This is a genomic window from Bradyrhizobium sp. LTSP885, from assembly GCF_000938305.1.
Taxonomy (GTDB): Bacteria; Pseudomonadota; Alphaproteobacteria; order Rhizobiales; family Xanthobacteraceae; genus Bradyrhizobium.
On the sequence record NZ_JYMT01000041.1, the window covers coordinates 25,651 to 47,814 of the forward strand.

At 62.8% G+C, this 22,164-nt stretch carries 21 protein-coding genes; 7 read left to right on the plus strand and 14 right to left on the minus strand.

Going from position 1 to position 22,164, the window contains the following annotated elements; genetic code table 11:
• Positions 1–99 precede the first annotated feature (99 nt).
• On the plus strand, positions 100–939 hold the full coding sequence (locus UP09_RS28550) for an ABC transporter ATP-binding protein (protein WP_044541702.1): 840 nt from the start codon (positions 100–102) through the stop codon (positions 937–939).
• Positions 940–1,012: 73 nt separating this feature from the next.
• On the opposite strand, the gene UP09_RS28555 is transcribed toward UP09_RS28550, so the two are convergent.
• A complete protein-coding gene (locus tag UP09_RS28555) occupies positions 1,013–2,164 on the minus strand; it encodes an AGE family epimerase/isomerase (RefSeq protein WP_044541703.1) in 1,152 nt (383 codons plus the stop codon).
• Between the two features lie 96 nt (positions 2,165–2,260).
• On the opposite strand from UP09_RS28555, the gene UP09_RS28560 reads away from it, so the two are divergent.
• Positions 2,261–3,484, plus strand: coding sequence for a phenylacetate--CoA ligase family protein (locus UP09_RS28560; RefSeq protein WP_044541704.1), 1,224 nt, complete (start codon positions 2,261–2,263; stop codon positions 3,482–3,484).
• An 88-nt stretch (positions 3,485–3,572) separates the two neighbouring features.
• Positions 3,573–4,730, plus strand: coding sequence for an acyltransferase family protein (locus UP09_RS28565; RefSeq protein WP_044541705.1), 1,158 nt, complete (start codon positions 3,573–3,575; stop codon positions 4,728–4,730).
• An 80-nt stretch (positions 4,731–4,810) separates the two neighbouring features.
• Here UP09_RS28565 and UP09_RS28570 read toward each other — a convergent pair whose 3' ends face one another.
• On the minus strand, positions 4,811–5,260 hold the full coding sequence (locus tag UP09_RS28570; RefSeq protein WP_156164824.1) for a hypothetical protein: 450 nt from the start codon (positions 5,258–5,260) through the stop codon (positions 4,811–4,813).
• A 591-nt stretch (positions 5,261–5,851) separates the two neighbouring features.
• On the opposite strand from UP09_RS28570, the gene UP09_RS28575 reads away from it, so the two are divergent.
• The 3 genes from UP09_RS28575 to UP09_RS28585 all read left to right on the plus strand — a co-directional run bounded on the left by UP09_RS28575 (position 5,852) and on the right by UP09_RS28585 (position 9,084).
• Positions 5,852–7,006, plus strand: coding sequence for a tetratricopeptide repeat protein (locus tag UP09_RS28575; protein WP_245302261.1), 1,155 nt, complete (start codon positions 5,852–5,854; stop codon positions 7,004–7,006).
• Positions 7,007–7,161: 155 nt separating this feature from the next.
• The gene (locus UP09_RS28580; RefSeq protein WP_044541708.1) at positions 7,162–7,692 is read left to right on the plus strand and encodes an HAD family hydrolase; all 531 of its coding nucleotides are present in this window, start codon (positions 7,162–7,164) and stop codon (positions 7,690–7,692) included.
• Positions 7,693–7,701: 9 nt separating this feature from the next.
• Entirely contained in the window at positions 7,702–9,084 is a 1,383-nt protein-coding gene (locus UP09_RS28585) for a glycosyltransferase family 4 protein (RefSeq protein ID WP_082070326.1), read from the plus strand.
• Here UP09_RS28585 and UP09_RS28590 read toward each other — a convergent pair.
• The 4 genes from UP09_RS28590 to UP09_RS28605 form a co-directional block, all read right to left on the minus strand.
• Positions 9,081–10,178 carry a DegT/DnrJ/EryC1/StrS family aminotransferase gene (locus UP09_RS28590; RefSeq protein ID WP_044541710.1) on the minus strand — a complete coding sequence of 366 codons (1,098 nt, stop codon included), beginning with the start codon at positions 10,176–10,178 and terminating at the stop codon, positions 9,081–9,083. The two genes, UP09_RS28585 and UP09_RS28590, sit on opposite strands and share 4 nt — an antisense overlap.
• Positions 10,179–10,189: 11 nt before the next feature.
• Positions 10,190–10,657 (minus strand): acyltransferase, encoded by a 468-nt coding sequence (locus UP09_RS28595; protein WP_044541711.1) that lies wholly within the window; start codon positions 10,655–10,657, stop codon positions 10,190–10,192.
• Entirely contained in the window at positions 10,654–11,715 is a 1,062-nt protein-coding gene (locus UP09_RS28600; protein ID WP_044541712.1) for a Gfo/Idh/MocA family protein, read from the minus strand. Before UP09_RS28600 ends, UP09_RS28595 begins: the two co-directional genes overlap by 4 nt.
• A gap of 264 nt (positions 11,716–11,979) precedes the next feature.
• Entirely contained in the window at positions 11,980–13,695 is a 1,716-nt protein-coding gene (locus UP09_RS28605) for a hypothetical protein (protein ID WP_156164825.1), read from the minus strand.
• Positions 13,696–13,861: 166 nt separating this feature from the next.
• Here UP09_RS28605 and UP09_RS28610 point away from each other — a divergent pair, with 166 nt between their 5' ends.
• Positions 13,862–15,175: an aminotransferase class III-fold pyridoxal phosphate-dependent enzyme gene (locus UP09_RS28610; protein ID WP_044541715.1), complete on the plus strand. Its 1,314-nt coding sequence runs from the start codon at positions 13,862–13,864 to the stop codon at positions 15,173–15,175.
• 18 nt (positions 15,176–15,193) lie between these two features.
• On the opposite strand, the gene UP09_RS28615 is transcribed toward UP09_RS28610, so the two are convergent.
• From UP09_RS28615 to neuB, 8 genes are read right to left on the minus strand one after another with little or no spacing between them, the layout of a single operon-like run.
• Entirely contained in the window at positions 15,194–15,859 is a 666-nt protein-coding gene (locus tag UP09_RS28615) for an LbetaH domain-containing protein (protein ID WP_052833236.1), read from the minus strand.
• Between the two features lie 4 nt (positions 15,860–15,863).
• Positions 15,864–16,640: an imidazole glycerol phosphate synthase cyclase subunit gene (locus UP09_RS28620; RefSeq protein ID WP_044541716.1), complete on the minus strand. Its 777-nt coding sequence runs from the start codon at positions 16,638–16,640 to the stop codon at positions 15,864–15,866.
• Between the two features lie 10 nt (positions 16,641–16,650).
• Complete coding sequence (gene hisH, locus UP09_RS28625) at positions 16,651–17,289, minus strand: imidazole glycerol phosphate synthase subunit HisH (RefSeq protein WP_044541718.1); 639 nt, start codon at positions 17,287–17,289, stop codon at positions 16,651–16,653.
• A 60-nt stretch (positions 17,290–17,349) separates the two neighbouring features.
• Positions 17,350–18,528, minus strand: coding sequence for an N-acetyl sugar amidotransferase (locus UP09_RS28630; protein WP_052833237.1), 1,179 nt, complete (start codon positions 18,526–18,528; stop codon positions 17,350–17,352).
• A 37-nt stretch (positions 18,529–18,565) separates the two neighbouring features.
• Positions 18,566–19,378 (minus strand): SDR family oxidoreductase, encoded by an 813-nt coding sequence (locus UP09_RS28635; protein ID WP_044541719.1) that lies wholly within the window; start codon positions 19,376–19,378, stop codon positions 18,566–18,568.
• Positions 19,375–20,415, minus strand: a complete 1,041-nt coding sequence (locus UP09_RS28640; RefSeq protein ID WP_044541720.1) for a nucleotidyltransferase family protein — start codon at positions 20,413–20,415, stop codon at positions 19,375–19,377. Before UP09_RS28640 ends, UP09_RS28635 begins: the two co-directional genes overlap by 4 nt.
• A 3-nt stretch (positions 20,416–20,418) precedes the next feature.
• Positions 20,419–21,051, minus strand: coding sequence for an acetyltransferase (locus tag UP09_RS28645; protein ID WP_044541721.1), 633 nt, complete (start codon positions 21,049–21,051; stop codon positions 20,419–20,421).
• Complete coding sequence (gene neuB, locus UP09_RS28650; RefSeq protein ID WP_044541722.1) at positions 21,048–22,130, minus strand: N-acetylneuraminate synthase; 1,083 nt, start codon at positions 22,128–22,130, stop codon at positions 21,048–21,050. The genes UP09_RS28645 and neuB overlap by 4 nt, the downstream gene beginning before the upstream one ends.
• Positions 22,131–22,164 lie beyond the last annotated feature (34 nt).

Consider the following 22,164-nt stretch of genomic DNA (forward strand, 5'->3'; position numbering starts at 1 on the left):
GGGATCCAGTACGCCGCGGCCTCTCGGTTGATCGCTGGCGCCTCTGGAATACTGGTCACCCGCGTTCGCGGATGACGACAGTGGAGAGTGATCGAAGCAATGACTGAAACCGCAACTGCCCCGCGCACCGTACCAACGGCGGTCCCGCCACCGGCGCTGCTCAGCGTCAACAACATCGAGGTCGTCTATGACGATGTCATCCTGGTGCTGCGCGGCCTCAGCCTCGAGGTGCCGAAGGGCGCGATCGTGGCGTTGCTCGGCGCCAATGGTGCCGGCAAGTCGACGACGCTGAAGGCGATCTCCGGCCTGCTCAAGACCGAGGACGGCGAAGTCACCCGCGGCGAAATCCTGTTCGAGGGCCAGCGCATCAATGGCATCGATCCGGACAAGATCGTCCGGCGCGGCATTTTCCAGGTGATGGAAGGCCGCCGCATCGTCTCCGACATGACGTCGCTGGAGAATTTGCGGCTTGGCGCCTTCACCCGCCGCGACAATGGGGTCGCCAGCGACATCGACATGGTCTTCAAATATTTCCCGCGCCTGAAGGAGCGGACGGGACTGGCCGGTTATCTCTCCGGCGGCGAGCAGCAGATGCTCGCGATCGGCCGCGCGCTGATGGCGCGCCCGAAGATGATCCTGATGGACGAGCCCTCGATGGGGTTGTCGCCGCTGCTGGTCAAGGAGGTGTTCGCGATCATCAAGGAGATCAACCGCGATCTCGGCGTGACGATCCTCCTGGTCGAACAGAATGCGCGCGCCGCGCTCTCGGTTGCGAGCCATGGCTACATCATGGAACAGGGCAAGGTCGTGCTCGACGGCTCGGCCGACGAGCTGCGCGACAACGAGGACGTCAAGGAATTCTACCTCGGCGGCGCCGGCGATCAGCGCAAGAGCTTCAAGAACCTGAAGAGCTTCAAGCGGCGCAAGCGCTGGCTGTGAAGCTGGATGGCGTTTTCGGGCGAAGTGGAGAGCGGTTCGCGTGACGACAACGCATCACAACACCGCGGCGGCTTCAGCCGAGCACCTGCTCGGCTTCCGCGACCGCGCAGAGAACATGATAGAACGAGGACGCAGGGATCGTGGCGACCAGCGACTTGCCGTCGCGGTCGAACTGGTCGTACCAGCCGCCGGCTACGGGATGGCTGAGATAATGCCGCTCCATGCGCACCAGCGCCGCACGCGCCTCGTCCGCGGCGCCGCTTTCGCCCGCCTCGGCCTGCGCGATCCAGGCCTTTGCGATCTCGGTCTGCGGCCACAGCCGCCGCGAGTGACGACGGATATTGCCCTCGGCGTCGCCCTCGTCGACCAGGCAGCCGGTGGCCTCGTCGCGATAGCGCAGGGCGGATGCGAGGAGCTCGCCGCGCTGACGCCCGGTTGGGCATCCCGTGATGCGTTCAAATCCCTTCAGCAGCCAGACCCATTCCGCCTGGTGGCCTGCCTCGACGCTGACCGGCAGGATCCTCGACCAGTCCTCCTCGAAATATTCACCGAGCACGCGCGTCTGCTTGTCGAAGAGATTGGCCAGGAACAGCGCGAAGAACTCTCCGGCGCGGTTCTGGAACGACTGATCGTGGGTGGCGTCGAAACACGCGATCATCGCCTCGAACAGATGCATCTGCGGGTTCTGCCGGCGCGGCATCGAAGGCGGCAACCCTTCCTGGAAGCCGCCATGCGGCGAGCGCAGCTGCGTGTCGAGGAACGCCAGCAACGCGTCGATCTCGGCGCGAATTTGAGCGTCGTGGTCGAGCCCATGGACGGTCGCCAGCGCCAGCAGCACGAAGGCATGGTCGTAGGTGTCGCGAAGCGGGTCGAGCACGCCGCCTTCAGGCGTCAGCTGATGGACGTAGCCCGGCCGGCCGTCGGGCGCTTTCGCCTTCGCAAGCAGGTACTCCAGCCCCTTCAGCGCGATCTCGCGGCCTTCCGGGTACCAGCCCAGCTGCGCCGCCTTGGCGTAGCAGTAGATCTGGCGCGCCTGCACACGCACGCGGCGCGGCGCGGCGCGATCCGGACTGCCGTCCTGATGCAGCCGTTCGATGAAACCGCCGGCCGAGCCGTCCCAGCCGACGGTGGACCACAGCGGCAGCGCGTGATCGATCATGCGGCGCTTCAATCTTGCGACGACGTCGGCGGCTTCATCCGCCGCGACGTTGTGTGCTTCAGCCATTTTATTCCCTGGAACAGTCCCGATACCGGTGCTCGCCGTCTGATAGCACGCGCGAGGCGGCGCGTAACCCTGTGCAAATCTTCCTAAGGATCCGCCATGACCGAGCATTACGACGCCCTTGAAACGCGCGATCCGGCCGACCGCGAAGCCGCGCTGTTCGCCCGGCTGCCGGAGCTGCTGCACAAGGCCATGGAAGCGCCGGCCTATGCCGAGCGGTTGACGGGCACCGATCCTGCCTCCGTCACCAGCCGGGCCGCGCTGGCCCGCCTGCCGGTGCTGCGCAAGTCGGAACTCCCAGCCCTGCACAAGGCCGCCCCGCCCTTTGGCGGCTTCGTGACCGAACGGCCGGGTTCGTTCGCCCGCCTGTTCACCTCGCCCGGGCCGATCTTCGAGCCCGAGGGCCGCCAGGCCGATCCCTGGCGGGGGGCGCGGGCGCTGTTTGCGGCGGGCTTTCGCCCCGGCGACGTGGTGCTGAACACCTTCAGCTATCACCTCACTCCCGGAGGCTTCATTTTCGACGCCTCGGCGCGTGCGCTCGGCTGCGCCGTGATCCCGGCCGGCCCGGGCAATACCGAGCAGCAATTCGAGCTGATCGAGGCCTATCGCCCGATCGGCTATAGCGGCACACCGGATTTCCTGAAGATCCTGCTCGACACCGCGGCGAATGCCGGGCGCGACGTCTCCTCGATCAAGCGCGCGCTGGTGTCGGGTGCCGCGTTCCCGAAATCGTTGCAGGAGGAGATGAAGTCACGCGGCATCGAGGCCTATCAGGCCTTCGGCACCGCCGACCTCGGCATGATCGCATTCGAGACCGCCTCACGCGAGGGCATGACGGTCAACGAGGATCTGATCATGGAAATCGTCAAACCCGGCACCGGCGATCCGGTCGTTGCGGGCGACGTCGGCGAGATCGTGGTGACCTCGCTCGATCCGCATCATCCCTGGATCCGCCTGGCGCTCGGCGACCTCACTGCGGCGCTGCCGGGCAACAGCCCATGCGGCCGCACCAACATGCGCATCAAGGGCTGGATGGGTCGCGCCGACCAGACCACCAAGGTCAAGGGCATGTTCGTCCGTCCCGAACAGATCGCCGAGATCGGCAAGCGTCATCCCGAGCTCGGGCGGCTGCGCCTCGTCGTGACGCGCGCGGGCGAGACCGATCTGATGACGCTGAAGGCGGAAACCGCGTCGGCCGGCGATCCGCTACGCGACACCGTCGCCGCGAGCCTGCGCGCGGTGACCAAGCTGGGCGGCAATGTCGAGCTGGTTGGCACAGGCGCGCTGCCAAACGACGGCAAGGTGATCGCGGACGAGCGGTGAGCGATGTGATCTGAAGAGCTTCTGCTTATTCATCTTGATCCATCGGAATGCGGCAGAGTAACCTCCGCGCGCTTTGAACTGGGTTGGCATGAACGCAGAAAAACGAATACCGGAACTCGACGGACTGCGCGGCTGCGCTATCCTCCTGGTCACTGTCTGGCACTCGGTGATGCTGATCGACCCTTCAAAGGGAGCAATCAACTATTTGATCTGGCGGTTCTCGATCTTCGGCCAGTCCGGGGTTGACCTTTTCTTCGTCCTGTCGGGATTCCTGATCGTCGGGATTCTCAGCGATCACAAGGAGAGCGAGGCTTACTTTTCTACGTTCTATGCCCGTCGAGCCCTCCGTATCCTGCCGCCCTACCTCATCCTGATCATTGGCTTCTACCTGCTCACAAGGCTCCTTGGCACCGGCTATTACATCGGCGCGCGAGTTCCACTATGGGCCTTGCTGACGTTCATTCAGAACTGGTTCTTCGTGTCGACCCAGGGAACCGAGCCGGCTGCCATCACCGGCACGTGGTCGCTGGCCATCGAAGAGCAGTTCTACCTCGTTATCCCTGCACTCGTTTGGTGCGTTCCACGTCGATATCTGCTGTCCATTCTGCTTGCGATCTGCTTGGCCTCCGCTTGTGCGCGGGCGGTCTATTTCTGGTCGTTTCCGACGGATTTCTATGGGCCCTATGTCATGACGCCGCTGCGGCTCGACGGTCTTGCCATCGGAGGGGCGATCGCCGTTGCCTACAGGAATGACGCGATCCGGGCCGGGATTTTCGCCCATATCAAAACGATCCGATCGGCGTGCTTGCTGTTGCTGTCGATCGCGCCCTTCTATGCGTGGTCGCTTCGATCTGCATCCGGCCATCAAGTGCTCTACTATGTCGGCCATCTCTATCTGTCCTTGATGTACGGCCTCATCCTGATCCTGGCGACACGCCCCGGAGATAGCGCAACGAAATCTGCTCTGCGCTCCAATGTCCTGAAGTTTTTTGGACTGATCAGTTATTCGCTCTACCTGTTTCACACGCCCGCCAAGGGCCTCGTCTTCTACTTGTTCTATGGCGCACCCGAACGATTGCAGACAATGTCCGATGCGCTGCTCATGGCTGTCTCGGCCGCAGTGGCCATTGCCTTCTGCATGGGACTTTACCGGTTCGTCGAACGACCTGCTCAGCTCCGTGGCCGGACATTCAGCTACAATTCAAATGCGCAAGATTCCGACTCAATCGCAGTACAGAGACGCTAGAGCCGCTTCCGTTCCGATGGAATCGGAGCGGAATTGATTCACGAGAGCCAACGACCTGCCTCGGTCAATGTGGCGCAGGCCTACTGAGATTGGTCGGTTGGGTCATTGGGCAAAACCGCCCAGTAGGTCCGGCTGTTCGAGTTTGGGTCACTGTTGTCGCTGGCGGAGAACACCACACCACCGCGCCAGTGCGAATATCGCCCGGCTCCCTGCTTCGAAATCGCCTCGAACGTATTGTGGCCAGGTCCGAGCGGTACGGTATCTTCGTAGATCACAATCGGAGAGTGCTGTGGTTTTGCCGTCTCGGGGTCGGCCCAATTCGAGAGGCGATCCAGCGCCGGCTGATGACTGATCGTCGCGTGTTGATAGACCTCAAACGGCTTGACCAGCTGGACCACGATCTTGCCCTTGGGAATAACGTCAACGTATCTCTGCTTCACCCACGCTGCGGCAGGGAAGTAGAGGACAAACAACGCAACAATAGCAACACCAAGCCGGGTCATCGACGCACGACCATAGTTTGACCACATTCGTTCCGTGCTTCCACCGGCGAGGCGCCTCAGTTTCCAGAAATTTCGGTTCCGGAATGCTAGCATGGCCAAGCGCGTTTCGTTAAGGGCCGACGTCCGAGCGGATGCCACCAGCGGCGCTCGCAGCGACCGCTCCATCGGGCTTGACAACGCCCCAGCCCTCCAACGACCAGCCGCTCGACATTCATGCGGCAGCGAAATACTGCCACCGGTTCCATGGCTCCAGCTACCGAATGTGGCACGCGGCAGCACGGGTCTATTCGCGCGCGCACTTTGGCGATATCGCATCACCCCCGATTGTTTCCATATATTGCTACTCAAAAGTGTGTTGCATGCAGCTCCTCCGAACCATGCGCTGCCGCCCAACATTGACATTGTTTAATTTGTCCCACGTCCCCGCTTACGTCCTACTGGCATTCCACCTCGATCACGCGACTGAGTTGAGCAATGAAACGCCTGCTGTTCGCTTCGGCCTTTGCGCTGACGACAATGTCCGCGCACGCGGAGTCCAGCTATGTCTTCGACATGAAGATCGGGCTGGCGCCCTGGGCGTCCTGGATGCCGGTTGAACGGACGCCGGACGGCGTGCAGATGACGTTGCCGGGGACGATCGACGCCAATCATATGGACGGCATCGGTCCATTGTGGCTGCTCGCACACCTTCGCGTCACCGCCATCGGGGGACCAGGAATTGTCGATTTCGACCAGTCCGAGCTCACGATCCGCTTCCGCGCTCACAATCTCCAGTTACACGGCGCGCGAATCCTTTGGTGGCTCACCCGGCAACTGCCGCTGGCAGAAACCGATCCAAAATTTCCGTGGCAGGAGACGAACTGGGCCCTGACCTGCTGTGATCTCAGTTCAAAGCTGGGCGAAGATTGGCAAACCATTACCGTGAAGATGGACAAAGATCCGTCTCACTGGACTTACGCCGGCACAAACCTCATGCACCTCGGCGACTGGGGCAACCGATATGTGGAATATCCACTCGAGAAGGTGCTGAACGACAGCGTCGGGAGCCTGCATCTTGCGATTGTCGGCACCAACGCAACCGATCCGCCCAGCGGGAAGATCGAGATCAGCAGCATATCGCTCCGCACCCTGGAGCCCGCACGTCGCGTGCAGATGATCGGCATCATCCCGCTGATCGCGCAACAGAAATGGGATGAGGCGCGATGGCACCTCGAACGGCTGATGCCGAGCGATGACCCCGAGGTCAATTTTGAACTCGGCCACATCCTGGCATTGGGGTTGGGCGGCGCCCAAGACTATCATGGGGCGGCCGACTGTCTGCAGAAGGCCACCTCACTGCCCGAGGCGCGGCTCGAACTGGCGAAGCTCTATCTCTATGGGCTCGGCGTTCCCAGGGACCAATCGAAGGCCGTTCAACTCATGGAGACAGAATCGACGGCCGTCATCCCGGAAGCCGGCTACACGTTGGGCTTGGCGTATAGCCATGGCATCGGCGTCGAACGGAACGAGGCGAAGGCGATCTCGCTGTTTCAGTACGCGGCAGAGCACGGTCATGCTCACGCAATGCACGAGTTGGCACGGCGATTGAGCGACACCGATCCCGCAAAGGCCTATTATTGGTACAGGCTTGCGCGCGATCGTCTTCCGCCGGGATTGGTTGGCGCGCAAAGCGATATGCTCGACTGGAACATCAGAAGGCTGTCAGCGGCTCTCTCGTCTCCTTCGATCATGCTTGAAGATCTGGAGATCGAGCATTTCCACCCGATCCCCTGACGGGTAGCACGACCGGCTGGGAGCACGCGGGGTCCCCGTCTCGCAAACAGCTCACACCGGTGTTCGGGAAATGGCGACGGCTTTGCGGCGCGTTGCGTTGTGCTATTGAATGGCGGCAGAAGCCGCCTTCACGCGAACAAACGCACGATGCTCTCATGACCAGTTCTCTCATTGACCAGGCAAAGAGACCGGCCGTCTTCTTCGATCGGGATGGCGTTCTCAACAGGGACATCGGCTATCTCTTCGAAAGCAGCAGGCTGGTCTGGATCGACGGGGCACGCGAGGCGGTCAAGGCCGTCAATGATATTGGCTACTTTGCGTTTGTCGTGACCAACCAGTCAGGGGTAGCGAGAGGCCTCTACGAAGAGGCGCAGGTCCAGGAACTGCACCGCTGGATGGCGGATGAGCTTGCCAGGATCGGCGCCCGTATCGACGCCTTCGAGTACTGCCCGTTCCACCCGGAAGGAACCATCGAGCGGTATCGGCAGGTGAGCGATCGACGCAAACCCTCGCCGGGCATGATCAACGACCTCCTGGAACGCTTTCCGGTCGATATCCAAAGAAGCTTTCTGATTGGCGATCAGCCGACCGACCTCGAGGCAGCACGCGCGGCCGGTTTGAAAGCCTATCTGTTTTCAGGGCATAATCTGGAACTATTTCTGAAACCTCTGCTGCCGATCAGCTGAAACCGGCCAATGCTGCGGGAGATCGTCGGAGCGGTCACCACGCCCGGTGAGACGCCAAGACGCTTGAGCAAGGTGCTTGAGGACGGTATCGCGATCACATACAGAGCGGGTCTTCAGGTTATAGCCCAACGAAAGCATTTTACCGCGATGCCGTCCGAGCCCAGGCAAGAAGCGCCAACCCATCGGGAGACGTTTAAAAGGATCCTTTTCGCCACCCAGTTCTATCCGCCGGACTCCAGCACGACGGCAACGTATCTGGGCAAGATCGCCGACGCCTTCGCTGATGATGCGGAGGTTGTCGTCCTGTCCGCCACCAAGCACTCTGCGTCCCCGGCAAATGGCGTGCGCGCAAATCCGTTCGTGATCGAGCTGAACAGTCTTCAGGCAGGAAAGCACGCCGTCATCTGGCGTGCCCTGGCCGTCGTCGCTCTCGCCGCCTCCATGTTCTATTCCGTGCTGAGAAAGGCCCGCAAGGACGACCTCGTATTCTGCGTGACGACGCCATTTACGCTGCCTTATGCAGTCGTGCTCGCTGCCAAATTACGGGGCGCCGCAACCGCCCTGCTGATCTACGACCTGTACCCTGAGGCGCTCGAAGCAGCCGGCTTCATCAGTTCGAAATCCCCGCTCAACAAGCTCTTGCGCCTGCTGAACGGCATCATGTTCAGGGCGCTTGATAGCATCGTGGTCGTCGGTCGCGACGTCCCTCCGCTTCTCACGAAATACCGGAGCGTCGGCCCGGAGAAGATTCACTTCATCCCGAACTGGACGTTTCTGCCGATCGGCTATCGAGACCTGGCTCCAACAAACCCATTCCGGCCACGCGACAGCGCGCATCTGGTCGTCGGATTGTCGGGCAATCTCGGGTTCACCCACGATCCCGGCACGGTTTTCGAAGCGGCCAGGATGCTCCGAAGCGAAGCGGGCATTCACTTCCTGCTCTCGGGCTGGGGCGTCGGCTGGAAACAGCTCAGGGATCTTCAGGCCACGGAAAAACTGCCCAACGTCACGCTGCTCGACCCCGTTCCAGCCGAGCATCTCATCGACTTCCTGTCCGCCGCTGATGTCTGGACCATCCCGTATCGCCGCAACATGGCCGGCGTGTCGATTCCCAGCCGTCTCTACAATCTGCTGGCGGTAGGACGCGCTGTCATCACAGGCACGGACGATCGTTCCGAAGCGGCGATCGAAGTTCTCGGCGAAAAAATCGGCTGGGTTGTCCCCCCTGAGGATCCTGCACGCCTCGCCGAGGCGATCCGCGCTGCCGCAGCCGACCTGAGCGAGGTCGCACGAATGGGCCAGCTAGCGGCGGTAGCCGCCCAGAAATTCACCGAGGAAGCGGCGCTGGCCCGTTACCGCGACGTCGTCGTGCAAATCAGGGCTAAGAGCTAGAATTTTCGAACCAGCTCGATCACTTCGTCCTGCTGCTCGCGCGTGATCTCCGCAAACATCGGCAGCGACAGAATCTGTCCCTGGTCGCGATGCGCATTCGGGAACTGCTCCGCACGATGGCCGAAGCGCGCATAGGCCGCGAGGAACGGCAGCGCGGTCGGATAGTTGATCGCCGTCTGCACGCCGTTGGCATTGAGGTGCGCCGCCAAGGCGTCGCGGCGCGGATGCCTGATCGTGTAGAGATGATAGACGTGGCTGCGCGCGGGCGCGAGCTCCGGCACCACCACGTCCTCGATCTGGTTGAGCCCGGCGTCATAGACTTTCGCGGCATCCTGCCGCGCTTCGGTCCAGGCGGCGAGACGCGGCAGCTTGGCCGACAGGATGGCGGCCTGCATGCCGTCGAGCCGGCTGTTGACGCCTTCGATATGGTGCTGGTGCTTCACCAGCCCGCCGTGGCGCGCCAGCATGGTCATATGCTCGGCAAGATCGGCATCGTTGGTGACGACCGCACCGGCGTCACCCATCGCACCGAGATTCTTGCCGGGATAGAATGAATAGGTCGCGGCTTCACCGAACGTCCCGACCATGCGGCCCTTGTAGCGCGCGAGGTGCGCCTGGGCGCAATCCTCGATCACCCAGAGCTTGTGCTTCTTTGCGATCGCCATGATCGCGTCCATATCGGCCGGCTGGCCGTAGAGATGGACTGGAATGATGCCGACCGTACGCGGCGTAATCGCGGCCTCGATTGCCGCCGGGTCGATCGTGAACGTCGCACCGTCGGTATCGCAGAACACGACGGTGGCGCCGGAATGGGTGATCATCGCCGAGGTCGATATCCAGGAATGCGCGGTGGTGATCACCTCGTCGCCCGGCTTGACCTTCAGCGCCGCCATGGCGAGATAAAGCGCGTCGGTGCCGTTGGCACAGGAGACGCAATGCGCGACCTCGGCAGCCGCGGCGAACTCGCGTTCGAAGGCATCGACATAGCTGCCGCGAATGAAGGCGTTGTCGCGGATGACGCCGGCGATCGCACTATCGATCTCGCCCTTGATGGTCTGGTACTGCAACTGGAGGTCGGCAAAAGGCACCGGCATCGATCGTCCCCTTATTGACCTGCCAGCAGCCGGCGCGCCGGATTGCCGGCATAGGTGCCCGGCGTCACGATATCCTTGGTCACCACCGATCCGGCGCCGATGACGACGTCGTCGGTGATCCTGACCGGCATGATCGTGGCGTTGGAACCGATCGAAACCCGGTTGCCGATCACGGTCTCGCGCCACAGCTCCTTGCGCCCGCGCGCCGGCGCTCCGGTCGAGAACGTATCGTTGACGAACATCACGCCATGGCCGACGAAGCAGTCCTCCCCGATCGTGACCAGTTCGCAGACAAATGCATGCGACTGCACGCGGCTGCGCGCCCCGATGACGACGCCCTGCTGGATTTCGGTGAACGGACCGACGAAACAGTCGTCGCCGATCTTGCAGCCGTACAGGTTGCACGGCTCGACGACCCTGACCCCGGCGCCGAATTCGACGTCACGGATTCCCGCCTGGTGCACCTCGGGCCGGTTCACGATACGACACCCAGCCGGCTCAGCCGCGGCGTGAAGCGCAAGGCTACTTCCGCACCGGTCTCGATCGATTCATAGAGCGCGGAGATCAATTCCAGGCTCCGGCGCCCCTCGAGCCCGTCGACCAGCGCAGCGCGCTGGTTCACCAGGCAATCGACCACATGGTGATAGTACGCCTGATGGCCAAAGCCGTAGACATTGGGCGGGTTGACCGAGAATTTCTCGACGACGTCCTTGTCCGACGGCAACTCATCGACAAAGCGCCAGTGCCGGATCTGGTTGACGGCGAAGCCGGAGATTTCGACCGTTCCCCCCTCTCCCAGGATCGAGAGCGATCCCTCGAGATCGGTCGGGCGCGCGGCGGTGGTCGCTTCGATGATCCCGAGCGCGCCATTGCGGAATTTCAGCGTTGCGACGGCCGTGTCCTCGGTCTCGATCCTGGCCAGCGCTGTGCTCGCGCGCGCGTGAACGCTCACGACATCCCCGAAAAACCACTCCAGCATGTCGACGTGGTGGCTCGCCTGGTTGGTCAGCACGCCACCGTCATAGGCCCAGGTGCCGCGCCAGCTGTCCTGGTCATAATAGGCCTGGTCGCGGCACCAGCGCACGCGCACGGTGCCGAGGATGAGCTTGCCGAAGCGGCCGGCATCGAGCGCCTCGCGCGCCTTAACCACGGGCACGTTGAAGCGGTTCTGCTTGACGATGAACATCTTGACGCCGGCCTCGTCGCAGGCCCGGATCATGTCGTCGGCGTCCTGCAGCCGCAGCGCCATCGGCTTCTCGACCACGACATGCTTGCCCGCCTTGGCGCAGGCGATCACATGCGCGGGATGCATCCCGCTCGGCGTCAGCACCGCGACGGCATCGATGTCCTTGCGGCCCAAGAATTCGTCCAGGTCGTAATGGGCGGGAACTGCGAATTTCGCGGCGAGCGCATCGGCACGCGCGCGAACCGCGTCGCAAACCGCAACGAGGCTCGCTCCCTGGATGTGATTGCCGCCGAGCAGGTCCGAGTGACGCTTGGCGATACGCCCGCAACCGAGCAGGCCAAATCTGATCATGCACAGGCCCAATTTTGTCTAATCGCCAGCCATTGCAACCGGCCGAAAAGAGCCAAGGGAACAAGCGGCCTTGCCGACCGCTCGATAACGTCCATTACTCGGAAAACTTGCAACAAGGCAAGGCATATGCGCCGGTCGACCCGGCAAAACGGGGAGCAAATTCCCGATCGATACCGCCGCCTACGCTCGGACAAGGCTCCGGGCGCGCCGGCGCCTGCGAAATACGCAAGCCTGATCTCGTCGCTTTCGAGGACACTCTCCGCCTCAATCATTAACGCAGGTTTCGCCGCGGTTCGTGCGACGATAGAGTTCGATCGACAGGGGAGGCTTGAGATCGTCGAATGATCGAGCGTCTATCCTTTCGAAACACTTCGCCAGCCCGCGCTTGACGAGCGGTGCCTCCGGGGCCCAAACCAGCCAGGACGGAAATCTGTCCGGTCGCCGCTGCACCACGACAAACTCGAAATCATTGCGCATCCAGTTTTCGGCGGTTTGATCGGTCCAAAACGACAGATCTTCAATCTCCGTGATCGTCGACGCCCTCTGCTCGGCCGTCAGATTGTCGTTCAGGCGGCGGTAGGACGATGTCAGGGTCAAGGTGACAGGAGGGACTCGAATGCCTGCGTCAGACATCGCGAGCGGAATTCTTGAATCTGAACCGATAAACCCCACCACCGAGTTCGCCGGGAGCAGCGTCCTCAGACCATCGCCAACCTGGCGGAGCTCTCCGGAAAGGGAAGTTTCCTGATTGCGGATCGAAGGCAGCCGGTTGCTCCCCACGAGGTACCACGACTGCGACGACGCCAGCACAAGTGACAGCACGATCGCCGCGACCGAGATCATGCGGCCGGCCGTCTTTCTCACGGCCGGCTCGGACAATCCGTTCAGTGCGAGTGCGCCCGCAAGGGCCGCGAAGTAGTCGAAATAGTTGGCGTAACCCTGGATACAGACTGGACAGTACGCCTGGGCGCCCAGATGGTGGAATAGCAGAAGGAAGATGTAGACTGCGACAAATGTCGCGATCCATCCGCGGTTCGGCATCCGGCGAACCACCAAGGCTCCAAGCGCAAGGATGGTTGCCGCGACGGGCAGCACATGATGCGCCAGGAACCAGTTCACCATCATGTCCGAACCGAACACGTAGGAGAGTTGCTCGGTCAGGGAACGCGACGGACTGTCGATCATCAGCATCTGATGGCTGAGGTTCAACGCATGTGGGAAAAGCGGCGGGAGACCTCCGGTCCGAAACAGCCAGTCCGTGACGTTCGGAAACCACAACGAAACGTATATGAAGCGGCTACCCCAGACCCAGGCCAGCGCCGACCAGGTGAGGACGAAGGCCGCCGCGGAAACGAAGTACACACGCCAACGATCGCGACCGGCCCTGACCCAGACGATTGCCAGGCTCACGGCAATAAACGAAACTAAACTGATCCTGACAAAATAGATCATGGTCAGAACGACACCGAGTGCAACGACGACGGCGTAGCCGGCGCTGCGTCGCATCGACAGCATCAAGTGCAAAGCAATAAGCTGGAGGCAGATCGAGAGCCCAAACGGGGTCGCGCTGCTGAAATAGAATATGCTGTCCTCTGTCAGCGCGAAGACGACAATCGCAAAGACGATCGGCCAGACGCCGCAACTGAGCCGACGCAGGAGCTCCGCCAGCAGGCCGATGTTGACCGCCGTGATCAACACGGTGATCGACCGCGATGCGGCAACGTCGTGGCCGACGATCCACTGCCAAATCCCGATCACATAGAAGATCAGGGGCTGATACCATGTCGCATCCTCAGCGGAGTAAGGGCGGACAACTCCGGTGACGTACCACCACGACTTCAGGATGTACCCGGTTTCGTCCGCCCAGGTCCCTTGGCGGGGTACCGCGATTGCTGAAAGGATCAGCCACAGGAGGACGACGCAGCCGAGGGCAGCAATGCCTGCTGCCTGAAAACGCCTGTCACCTGGTGAAGTATGCATAATCTCGGTCGCCCCTGCCCGCTCATCCCCCGGTTTTCTTGCAGTCCTGCGCGACGAATTCAAGCTAAGGTGGACGGGCGGGTCGCCTTGCCCGAGGCCGAGCCATGGGGTATTCACCCGAACGCTTTCCGCCGGGGAATCCGGCGTCGGAAGGCCGGAGGATTTGATGTCGGGAACAGGACAGATACTTTACCGGCGCGCGCGCAAGGTCATGCCCGGTGGCACACAACTGCTCTCGAAGCGACCGGAAATGTTCCTTCCCGAGCAATGGCCGAGCTATTTCAAGTCGGCCAAGGGCGCAGAGGTCACCGACCTCGACGGCAAGACCTATCTCGATATGAGCTATTGCGGGATCGGCGCCACCATTTTGGGGTTTGCCGATCCTGACGTCGATGCGGCGGTAAAGGCTGCGATCGACTTGGGCTCGATGTCGACGCTGAATTGCGCCGAGGATGTCGAACTCGCCGAGCTGCTGGTCGAGCTGCATCCGTGGTCGGACATGGTGCGCTTCAGCCGCGCCGGTGGCGAAGCGATGGCGATCGCGGTCCGGATCGCGCGCGCCGCGACCGGCCGCGACATGGTGGCGTTCTGCGGCTACCACGGTTGGCATGACTGGTATCTGAGCGCCAATCTCGGCGCCACCACCGCGCTCGACGGTCACCTGCTGCCCGGCCTCGATACCAAGGGCGTGCCGCGCGGCCTCGCCGGGCTGATGCAGCCGTTCCATTTCAACAAGCTCGATGAGATCGAGGCCATCGTCGCCGAGCATGGCGAGCGGCTCGCCGCGATCGTGATGGAGCCGGTCCGCTCGAGCGAGCCGGAGCCTGCCTTCATCAAGGGCATTCGCGCGCTCGCCGACCGCTGCGGCGCGGTCCTGATCTTCGACGAGGTGACCTCGGGATTCCGAATCAACTCGGGCGGTGCGCATCTCGCCTACGGTGTCGATCCTGATATCGCCGTGTTCGCAAAGGCGATCGCCAACGGCTTTCCGATGTCGGCCATCGTTGGCCGTGAATCGGTGATGGATGCCGCGCAGGAGACCTTCGTCAGTTCGACCGCCTGGACCGAGCGCGTCGGCCCGGTCGCAGCCCTCGCCACCTTGCGCAAGCACCGCGAGCAGAATGTCGCCAGGCACCTGATGCGGATCGGCGGGCGCGTGCAGAAGGGTTGGGCGGAGGCGGCGCAGGCCACCGGCCTGCCGCTGCACGTCTCCGGTATCTCGCCGCTGGGCCATTTCGCGTTCGACCTGCCGGAGGCGCAGGAGGTGCGCACGCTGTTCACCCAGATGATGCTCGACCGCGGCATCTTCGCCACTGGCTCGTTCTACGCGATGTGGGCGCACACCGACGCCCACGTCGACCGCTACCTGGAGGCGGTGAACGAGGTGTTCCGCGATCTGCGCATCGCGATCGACCAGAACGCCGTCAGGCAATTGCTGCGGGGCCCCGTCGCCCATTCCGGGTTCAAGCGGCTGACCTGATCGGGTCGCGAGCTCTGATTAGCTTGTGATCCCGAAGATGTCGCGCACCACGTTGCGTGTCGTGGCCGAACGGCGCGCATTGGGATAGATGCCATGCAGCACGCTGTCGGCGGCGAGCGCACCGCCGTCGATAATGATGGCCCCTGTCGACACGAAGCTGTTGTCGCCCACCACCGTCTTGCCGATCACCCGGCTGCCGCCATACATCACGATGCCGCGGCCGAACGACGGATAGTCGTTATCGAGGTTCGCCCCGACCGTGCAGTTGTGATAGCAGATGAAATAATCGGCATAACTGGCGCGGCCGAGCACGGTGCCGACCGGATGCTGAACCGCGAACACGTCGGGCAGCTCCACCTCGTAGAACGCGTCGAGCGCGTGCAGCGCCTTGTTGAGCGCATAGGCCTTGTCGGCAATCGGGTGGCCGGGCCTCTCGCGGAATGCGCTATTGGCGAGATAATACAGGAAGATCGCATATTGGTCGGAGTGCCAATGCGAGAACCGCGCCTCGCCGTTGGCGAAGAAACCCTTCAGCCTGACACGGGAGAAGCAGTGCTCGACCCGTCCGAGCGCGAGATCCACGAATTTCAGCAGGTCGGAGAGATCGGTGCCGTCAGGGAACAGGTTCTCGAACTGCTTGCGCACATAGAGGGCGAGTTCGTTGCGGCCGAGCGAGAGCTGCACGGTGCTAGTTCCGACTTGAGGAGCTTGAACGCACGTCGAGACCGCGCGAGGCGAGATGACTGCGCAGCTTGATCGGACTGTGGTCGGTGAACAGGAACATCGAGGAGATCGCCACGGCGGACGCGCCGGCCTCCAGCGCGTCGATCGCATGCTGCAGTGAACCGCACCCGCCGGAGACAATCAAGGGCACGCTCAGCACGCGGGATGCCTCGTGGATGATGTCGAGATCATAGCCGGTCATGGTGCCGTCGCGGTCAATCGAGCCGAGCAGCACCTCGCCGCAATGCAGGTCCTCGCAGCGCCGCGCCCATTCGACCGGATCGAGCGCGACATGTTCGCGGCCACCGTCGATGAACACGCTGGCGTGGTTGGGGCCGATCGTTTTGTAGTCGATCGACACCGTCATGCACTGGTCGCCGAAGGTGCGCGCCGCCTCGCGCAGGAATTCCGGCCGCCGCACCGCTTCCGAATTGACCGACACCTTGTCGGCGCCAGCGCGCAGCAGCATGTTGACGTCGTCGAGCGTCTTGACGCCGCCGCCGACCGTGAACGGCATGAAGATTTCTTCCGACATCCGCTCGATGATCTCGACGACGCGGCCGCGCGAGGCGGCGCTCGGCACGATGTCGAGCACGATCAGCTCGTCGACGCCGTAATCGTTGTAGACCTTCGCGGTGGTCACCGGATTGCCGGCGATGCGCTCGTTCTCGAAGAAGCGGACATATTTCACGAGCCGGCCGTCACGCAGCAGGAATTTCGGGATCAGGCGCTTCTTCAGCATCGCGGGCTTTTCACGGATTCCAGCGCAGGAAATTGCTCACCAGCTCGATCCCGGAGTCCTGGCTCTTTTCGGGATGGAACTGGGTGGCGGCGATATTGTCGCGCGCGATGATCGCGGTGACCGGCTGGCCGTACTGGGCGTAGCCCACCACGTCGGTGGGCGCGTTGCAGCGCATGGCGAAGCTGTGCACGAAATAGAATGCTAGATTGCTCTCGCGGATGTTGGCGAGGATCGGATGGCTGCGTTCCTTCGCCACCATGTTCCAGCCCATATGCGGGATCTTCAGCGCGGGGTCATTGGGCGTCAGGCGCAAGACGTCGGCGTCGAACCAGCCGAGCCCGCGATGCGGGACGGCGTCGTCGGCGTGTTCCTCGGAGGTCTTGGCGAGGAGCTGCATGCCAAGGCACACCGCAAGAAACGGCTTGCCCTTCTCGCGGACATGGCGCTCGAGCATTTCGTCGATACCGCGGGCGCGGATGTTGGCCATGGCATCACCGAACGCGCCGACACCAGGCAAGATCACGTGCGAGGCGTTGGCGATGGCGTCCGCGTCGTGGGTCACGACAGGGTTGAAGCCGCAATATTCGACGGCGTTGCGCACCGACCGCACATTGTTGATGCCGTAATCGACGATCGCAACGTCTGACATCGCCCCGCTCCCAGCAGCGCCGTCACGGCGCCGTCCAATCAAGCCTCGATTATCCCTCGACTATCCCTTGCCGCCGATTTCGACACCCGGATGGTTCGGCCACGGCACCTGCGTGTTGTTCCACTGGTCCATGTCGGGCATTTTCCGGCCCGGCTCGACATTGTTCGGCGAGAATTGCCACGGGCTGACCTCGTGCTTGATCGCGATGCCGAGGAACTGCTCCTCGGTGAGCTGCAAATAGTCGAGGAACAGATCGAGGCTCGGCGGCCGCTTGCCGTCGAACTCCCGCACCAGCGCTTCGCCCTGCTCACGAGTCATGCGCTTGTTGCGGATGTCGATATTGGAGAGATGGTTGGTCCGGCCCATGCCGCGCTTGATGAATTTCAGATAGTCGCGCACGCCCTGGAAGAAGCACTCGATCTTCTCGTAATCGTATTCCGGCGGAATGCCCTCGACCTCCTGGCCCTTCCAGCCGAGTTCGCGCTTGATGATCTCGACGTGCTTCTTGGTGTCCCACTTGATGTAGCTGCCAAGGCAGATCGAGCGGCACTTGATCCGCATCAGCTCCTTGCGCGGCGGATAGACGAACGGATAGAGGTCGCGCTTGGCGACGCGGCCGCCCAAAAATTCGTACATGTCGTCGGCGGTGATGCCGAGATTCATCGCACGGTTGAAGCGCTTCTCGTCGACCTCTTCCATCTCGTCGTAGGAATAGAACGACTGATATTCGGCCAGGCTTTCGCCCCAGAACAGCAGCGGCGTCTCGTAGCGGATCGCGATCTGCATGGTGTGGGCATAGATGCCGGTATGACAGTGCCAGCAGAAGTCGCCGCGGCGCTTCAGCGATTCCAGCATCAATTCGCGCACCACATGCCAATTCGGCGTGAAGTTCAGCACATCGACGCCGAGCTGCTTGAAGACAGAGGTGTTGTTCTCTTCGATCAGCGGCCGGTAGAACCAGTGGTCGAAACGCACCACCAGCGGCTTCAGGCCGAGTTTCTTCACCACGTACCAGAGCTGGAAAACGCTGTCCTTGCCGCCCGAATAGGGAACGATGCAGTCGTAAAGGCCCTTGTCGCGGTATTGCGCAACCAGTTCCATCATCTGGCCGTGGCGCTCGTCCCAATTGATCAGGGTGTCGCGAACTTCGATCTGCGCACAGACGCTGCAGGAACCCGCATCATCGAACGATGTCGCCTCAGCCGTTTCCGGCAACAAGCATTTGCTACAGCTCAACATTTCCAGGATTCTCGCAATTGCATGATTTGCCGAGGGATTACCACGCCGTCCACCCACCGTCGACCGCAATGCACTGGCCGGTCACATAGGCCGACAAATCGCTCGCCAGATAGGCCACGGCGCCCTTCATATCGTCCTCACGCGCCATGCGCGCAAGCGGCGTGCGGTCCACGTACCGGCTCAGGAACGGCTCCGGCGTGGCCCGGAATACACCACCCGGCGCCACCGCATTGACCCGGACCCGCGGCGCCATGGTGGTCGCGAGCCATCGGGTCATCTGCAGCAGGCCACCTTTGCTCGCTGCATAGGCCGCCGGGTTGCCGAGGCTGGTTCCCTCGTAGAGCCGCCAATCCGGCCCGGTGAGCCCATAAATCGAGGAAATATTGATCACGCTGCCATGACCGGATGCCGCCAGGTCTTCCGCGGCGGCCTTGATCAGGATGAACGGCGCGGTCAGGTTGACCTCGATCGCCCGCCGCCAGGTCGCATCCGACTGCTGCGCGAACGGCACCGCCCAGCCCTCGAGCCCACTGGTGCCGACAAAGGCGGCACAATTCACGATGATGTCGATGCGGCCGAACTTTTCGCGCACCCGACGCGGCAGCTCCTGCACGGCGGCGGATTGCTCGAAATCGCACGCAAAGGTCTCGGCACTGACCGACCAGCTTTCGGTCAGCTTCGCCGCGACATCGGCACCAGTGGACTCCGCGATATCGACAAGCGCGATACTGGCGCCGAGTTCGGCAAGGCCGTTGGCAATGGCACGACCGATATGGCCGGCGCCGCCGGTGACGAGCGCAACGCGCCCACTGAGCGACATCATTTCGCGGAGCGAGCGCTCGGTGCTCATCCGAAGATCCTCTGGAATTCGTCGGAGGCGCGCTGCAGGTCGTCGAGACGACCGACATCGATCCAGTATTCCCGCAACGGGAACACCACCGATTGCTTGCCGTCCGCAATCGTCCGCTCGATCAGCGTCGGCATGTCGACGGTCTCGTTGGCCTGAAGATGATCCAGCACGCCTGGATCGAGCAGATAGACGCCGGCATTGACGAAGAATTTCTGGGTCGGCTTCTCGCGGATCCCGAGCAGGCGATGATCGTCGAAATCGATCACGCCGAACGGCACCGTCACCGCGTGCTCGCGGATGCCAACGGTGGAGAACGCCTGATGCTCGCGATGATATTTCAGCATCTGCTCGAAGTTCACGGTCGTGAGCAGGTCGCCGTTCATGACGAAGAAAGGCTGCTTCGGGCGCTCCGGCAGCAGCGAGAGCGCACCGGCGGTGCCGAGGCGCTCATTCTCCTGGAGGTACTCGATCTCGACGCCCCAGGCCGAGCCGTTGCCGAAATAGTCGCGGATCATCTCCGCCTTGTAGTTGACCGAGATGAAGAACTTGCCGAACCCGGCCTTGACGAAGCCCCCGAGCACGGTCTCCAGGATCGGCTTGTCGCCGACGCGGATCAGGGGCTTCGGAATGTCGTCGGTCAACGGCTTCAGCCGCGAGCCGAGGCCGCCGGCCATCAACACCACCCAGTGGTCGGACTGCTGCCCGAGCGCGAGATCGTCGATCAGCTTGACCTCGACCACCCGGCCTTCGGGATCGACGACCGGCAGCTGATGGATCGAATGCTTGCGCATCAGATTGAGGGCCGCCGGATTGGAAATGCCGACCGGCGCGGTGATCGGCGTGCGGTTCATGACGTGGTCGACGGACGCATCGAGGCCGATACCGCCGAGCAGCCCACGCCGCACGTCGCCGTCGGTCACGGTCCCGACGATCTTGCCGTCGCGCTCGACGACGGCAAGCTGCAAATGGCCCTGATCGATCCGCCGCAGCGTCTCGATCAAAGGCGTATCTTCACTGACAAAGCAAACTTCGTTCATGACCTAATCCCGGCCGCCGCCGGCGAATGCGCCAGCCTCGACATTTCTTGCGACCACGGCGCCGGCGGCAACGATCGATCCCGCTCCCACGCTGACGCCCCCCAAAACCACGGCTCCCGCACCGATATGCGCGCCCTCGCCGACCGACACACCGCCGCAAAGTATTGCCCCCGGAGCAATATGGGCGTGATCGCCGACAAGGCAGTCATGCTCCACCACCGCACGCGTGTTCACCAGGACATTGCGGCCGATCCACGCGGCCGGCTGGATCACGGCGCCGGCCATCACCTGCGCACCGTCGCCGAGCGCCGCGTCTGACGCGATCACGGCTGATAGATGCGATATGACCGGAAACCTGTAGCCCAGGCCGGCAAAACGGCCAAACAGCGCCCGCCGGCCCGCCAACCCGGAATCCGAACGCGAGGCTTGGTTGCCGAGACCGTTGGCGAGTTCGACTGCATTGGCGTCCATCTTCAGGATATCTTCGTCCGGTCCGGTGATCGGAATGCCGCCAACGGCCTCGCCGATGCGCGCCGGGTCGCGGTCTGTCACGGCCGTCGGCCGTATGCCACGGCTCAGCAATGCTTCGATGACAACGCGGGCATGGCCTCCGGCGCAGAGCACGATCAGGCTCATGGTTCCAGCGCCTCATTGGCCGCGTAGTCGCGCGGCGCGGGCCTGCCGAGATAGGTCCAGTACTCGATCGGCGGAATGCCATTGCCGGGCCGCTTGACGCCGAGATTGTCCTCGGTGAAGCGCTCGCCGCTTTTGATCGCACGGATGGCGACGAGGCTCCTGCGCGCCACCGTCCGGTTCGGCAGTTCTTCCGGGGCCGGCACCTTGCGGCCATCGCCGAGCGCGGCCTCGATATCGCGGATCGAAGCGATCATCGTGGCCATCTCATCCGGCTCGATCGAGGCGCGGTGATCGGGGCCGGGCAAATTTCGGTCGAGCGTCAGGTGCTTCTCGATCACGGTGGCGCCGAGCGCCACGGCGGCGGCTGCGATGTGAATGCCGCGGCTGTGATCGGAGAAGCCGACCGGAAGCCCGAACGCATCGCGCAACGTCGCCATCGCGCGCAGATTGATCGACTGCGGATCGGCGGGATATTCGGTCGTGCAGTGCAGGAGCGTGACCTTGGTGCGCAGCTCAGTCCAGGCCGCACGGTCAAGCAGGACGTTTGCGAGATCGGCCGGCGTCGGCCGCGTACGGGCATCGCCGAGATAGCCGAACGCGATGACGCCGAGCGCCTGCTCGACTTCGGCGAGCGTCGCCATGCCGGTCGACAGGATGATCGGCAGCTTGAAGCGCGCAAGATGCAACAACAGCGGTGCGTTGGTGAGATCGCCGGAGCCGACCTTCAGCGTGGCGACGCCGATGCGCCGGACGAGGTGGGTTGCGCTGTCGGCGTCGAACGGCGTCGACATGTAGGTAATGTCGGCGGCGGTGCAGGCGGCCGCGATGCGCGCCTCGTCGTCCTCGCTGAGCTCGAGCGCGCGCAGCATCTCGAGCTGGGATTGCTCGCTTCCGGTCGTGACCTTCTGATAGCTCGCCTTGGCAGCGTCGCTGGTCGCCAATTTGTCGGCGCGAAACGATTGAAACTTGACGACGTCGGCGCCTGCGCGCGCGGCCGCGCCGACCAGCGCGAGGGCCTGCGCAGGGTCGCCATTGTGGTTAACGCCAGCCTCGGCAATGATCAGGGTTCGGCGATGCATGCGGTTTCGTCGCGGGACGCGGTGGGCGACCGAA